This is a genomic window from Bacteriovorax sp. DB6_IX (genome assembly GCF_000447775.1).
Taxonomy (GTDB): Bacteria; Bdellovibrionota; Bacteriovoracia; order Bacteriovoracales; family Bacteriovoracaceae; genus Halobacteriovorax_A.
The window spans coordinates 1-3656 of record NZ_AUNJ01000013.1; the positions used below are offsets into that span (position 1 = coordinate 1).

3 protein-coding genes are annotated in these 3656 nt (G+C 34.2%); 1 reads left to right on the top strand and 2 read right to left on the bottom strand.

Going from position 1 to position 3656, the window contains the following annotated elements; translation table 11 throughout:
• Window positions 1–360 precede the first annotated feature (360 nt).
• Window positions 361–1404 carry a UDP-N-acetylglucosamine 4,6-dehydratase family protein gene (locus M901_RS00530; RefSeq protein ID WP_021276195.1) on the top strand — a complete coding sequence of 348 codons (1044 nt, stop codon included), beginning with the start codon at window positions 361–363 and terminating at the stop codon, window positions 1402–1404.
• Here M901_RS00530 and M901_RS16055 read toward each other — a convergent pair.
• Together M901_RS16055 and M901_RS00540 are read right to left on the bottom strand one after the other, a co-directional pair.
• Window positions 1396–2391, bottom strand: a complete 996-nt coding sequence (locus tag M901_RS16055; protein WP_081653280.1) for a glycosyltransferase family 9 protein — start codon at window positions 2389–2391, stop codon at window positions 1396–1398. The two genes, M901_RS00530 and M901_RS16055, sit on opposite strands and share 9 nt — an antisense overlap.
• Window positions 2351–3656: nucleotide sugar dehydrogenase (locus tag M901_RS00540; protein ID WP_021276194.1), on the bottom strand; the 1306-nt coding region annotated here is incomplete at its 5' end. The genes M901_RS00540 and M901_RS16055, both read right to left, overlap by 41 nt.

A 3656-nucleotide genomic window follows, 5' to 3' on the forward strand; every position in this document is an offset into this window, starting at 1 on the left:
AAAAATTAATACAATTATTATTGGCGGAGGAGAAGCTGGTGAGCAGCTACTTGATGGACTATTAAAACTAAAACACAGTATTTATAATGTACTTTTTTTCTCTAGATGATGATAGGCAAAAACATGGTAAAAAATTCACGGAGTAAGAGTTATAGGGGATATTTCTTTAGCTAGTTCCTTAATATCAGAATATGATATTAAAGAAGTATTACTTGCTATCCCAAGTGCTTCAAATGAAGAAAATTTAAGGCTGATCAATGCGTTAAAAAGAACAATGTAAAAATAAAATCTCTGCCCCCCTTAAAGGAAGTTATCAATAATAAAATCACTCCTCAAGAGCTAAGAGACATTAGTCCTGAAATGCTTCTGGGAAGAGATAAGGTCGTTTTAGAGAATCAACAAATTGAAGGGTTAATTAAACACAAAAGAGTCTTAATTACAGGTGCGGGTGGCTCCATTGGTTCCCAACTATGTTTTGAAATTTTGAAATACTCACCCGCGCACCTAATTTTGTTTGAGCAAAGTGAATACAACCTTTATGAGATTGAAAAAAAGCTCAACTCTAAATTTCAAGACTCAACCTTTACTCCATTTCTTGGTGATATAAGAGACTCAAGCTCTCTAGAGGAAGCTTTTAGTAAATTTAAGCCTCATATTGTGCTTCATGCCGCTGCTTACAAACATGTTCCACTAATTGAAAAGAATTCGATACAAGCAATAAATACAAATATCATTGGTACGGATAATGTTTTATCAACATCAAAATCTTTTGATGTTGAAACCTTTGTACTTATCTCAACAGACAAAGCCGTTAATCCTACAAATATAATGGGAGCCTCTAAAAGATGCGCCGAGCTTATTTGTTCTTACTTTGAAAACATTTCAGACATGAAAGTTATGGCAGTACGCTTCGGTAACGTTCTAGGAAGTAGTGGAAGTGTTGTCCCACTTTTCAAGGAACAAATTGCAAAAGGCGGTCCCATAACTGTTACCCACCCAGAAATAACAAGATATTTCATGTCTATCCCCGAAGCTTGTCAACTTGTTCTTCAGGCAGCCTCAATGGGCAAAGGAGGAGAAGTATTTGTTTTAGACATGGGATCACCCGTTAAAATCCTAGATCTTGCCAAAGAAATGATACAACTTTCAAATCATACTCTTGATGATATAGATATTGAATTTGTTGGTTTAAGACCAGGTGAAAAACTTTATGAGGAACTTTTATCCGATAGTGACCAAACTATTCCAACCAACCATGAAAAAATCAGAATTGCTAAATTACAAAACTCTTGTGATAAAAAATATGAAGAAATTAAGACTTTAATTCAAAATAAATCAGAACATAATAAAATTATAAAAGGTTTAAAAAAGATAGTCCCTGAATTTGATCACAAGCTAAATTAGGGAAAACACTTCATCTGGTGAGATATCCTTGAGACAGATATTCTCTTCACAAGTAGAAGAGTAATTCTTTCCATCGTAGCAAGGTGAGCATTGTAGCTTATTTCCCCTCCACAGATACAATGATTCTGAATTTCGAAAGAGTACTTTTTCGCTTGGTTCTGTTGGACCAAAAAGTGCTATCACTCTTGATTCTGCGGCATTTGCTATATGAAGCTGTCCAGAATCATGTGTTATTGTAACTTTCGAGCCTCTACATATATTGTAAAGATCTCCTAGGGTTGTTTCAGCAACAAGGTTATAAACATTCAATCCATCGAAATACTCAGTAACCCAAGTATCTCCTGGGCCCCCTACGATAACTACATTTCGATTTAAATCCAACAACTTTTTTGCTAGTTCTACGTAATTTTTAATCGGCCAACGCCTTAGATTATCATCCCTTAATAAGTTTGACGCTCCTCCAGGAGATAGTACGATATAGTCGCTTGGTAATTTGAAATTTTTACTTGATTCAATATTGAATTCCACCGTTTCCTCTAGACTTATGTCCTTGTCAGCTAAAAGCTTTAGATACTGTGTAGAATGATGAATATTTTTTAGAGGATAAAATAAATCTATCTTTTTGCAGAAAAAGAATGGAACAATTATCTTATAGCGTTTATCAGTATGACCAATGCAAATTTTATTAAATTTTTTAAACCCTAGTTTTATCCAAATATCAAACAAGACGGAAACTTTTTGGACTAAACTTCCCTTTAGCAGTTTTCTATCATCTATTACGATATATTCATCGACCAAATTTACAGATTTTACAAATGGTTCAGCAATTTTACCAACCACCCAAGTAATACGAATATCTGGATCAGATTTTTTCAAATCGTTGAGACATGATAGAGCCATTATCACATCGCCAATAGCACCAATCTTTACAAAAAGAAGATTCATTCTACCAACAAACCCCATGTCTTCTGCAGATGACTTCTTCATTTAGCTTTGATAGCTCGAACAAGACTTGATTCTTATTCAATTTTTTTCCAAGACCTCTGTAGTAAGGCTCATTGTGACTAAATATCACAATATCCGCATTGTTTATAGCTTCATCCAGATCATCAGTTATCTTTTCCGCCATATCTCCTAATACATCTCTAATATACCCATCGTTTATTTTACTATCTAGAGACTTTTTCACATGCACATCGTGAATAATAAGGTCTTGATTAATCATAAATATCTTTTTACAAAGATCAAACTTTGTTGAGTAACGTAAATCATCTGTTCCAGCCTTAAAACTTACTCCTAGAAAAGCAATTTTGCTACTTACGAGGTCTAGCTTCTCTAACTCCCTAAAGCAAACGTCAATATGATAATTATTTGATTCTTCTACTGAACCCAACACCTTTAAGTCGAGTTCATTGTCCTTCGCAAGATTAACCAGTCCCCTAAGGTCCTTAGGAAGACATGGACCTCCAAAAGCATAACCGGGCTTCATATAGTAAGGTGACAAATTCAATTTATTATCTTTAATAAATAAACCCATAACTTCATATGGATCAATACCCAATGCTTTACATGTATCACCAACTTCATTTGTGAAAGCAATTTTAAGAGCATGCCAAGAATTATTCACATATTTAATAATCTCTGCAGACTTGACCGAGACAACTTTAAACTCACCATCAATATCTGCATATAGTTCTCTCATCATAGAGACAGCTTTTGAATTTTCTTCATGTACACCTAAAACTGTAACTATAGGGTTTACATAATCTTCAATTGCAGATCCCTCTCTTAAAAATTCAGGATTACTTACTAGGTCAAAGTCCAGACCAATTTTCTTTCCTGATATATTTTCGATTTTCTTGATCAAGCTTTCATTTGTACCTGCTGGTACTGTTGATCTAATTGAGATAACGTGAAATGAGTCTTTTGTCTTAAGTACTTCAGCAACGGAGAGAATTGCTCTTTCTAAAAAAGTAGTATTTAATCGCCCATCTTCATCACTTGGCGTACCAACACACATTATTGAGATGTCACTGTTTTTTACCGCCTCTTCCACAGACAAAGTTGCCGAGATTCTTTCTTTGTTATTATTAATTAAATAATCAACACCCTTTTCTACAATAGTAGGTATTCCATTATTTATCTTATCAACCTTTTCAGGTTTAATATCACATCCAATTACTTGATGTCCGCTGTTTGCTAAACAAGCAATGCTAACACATCCAACATATCCTAAACCAAAAACTGAAACT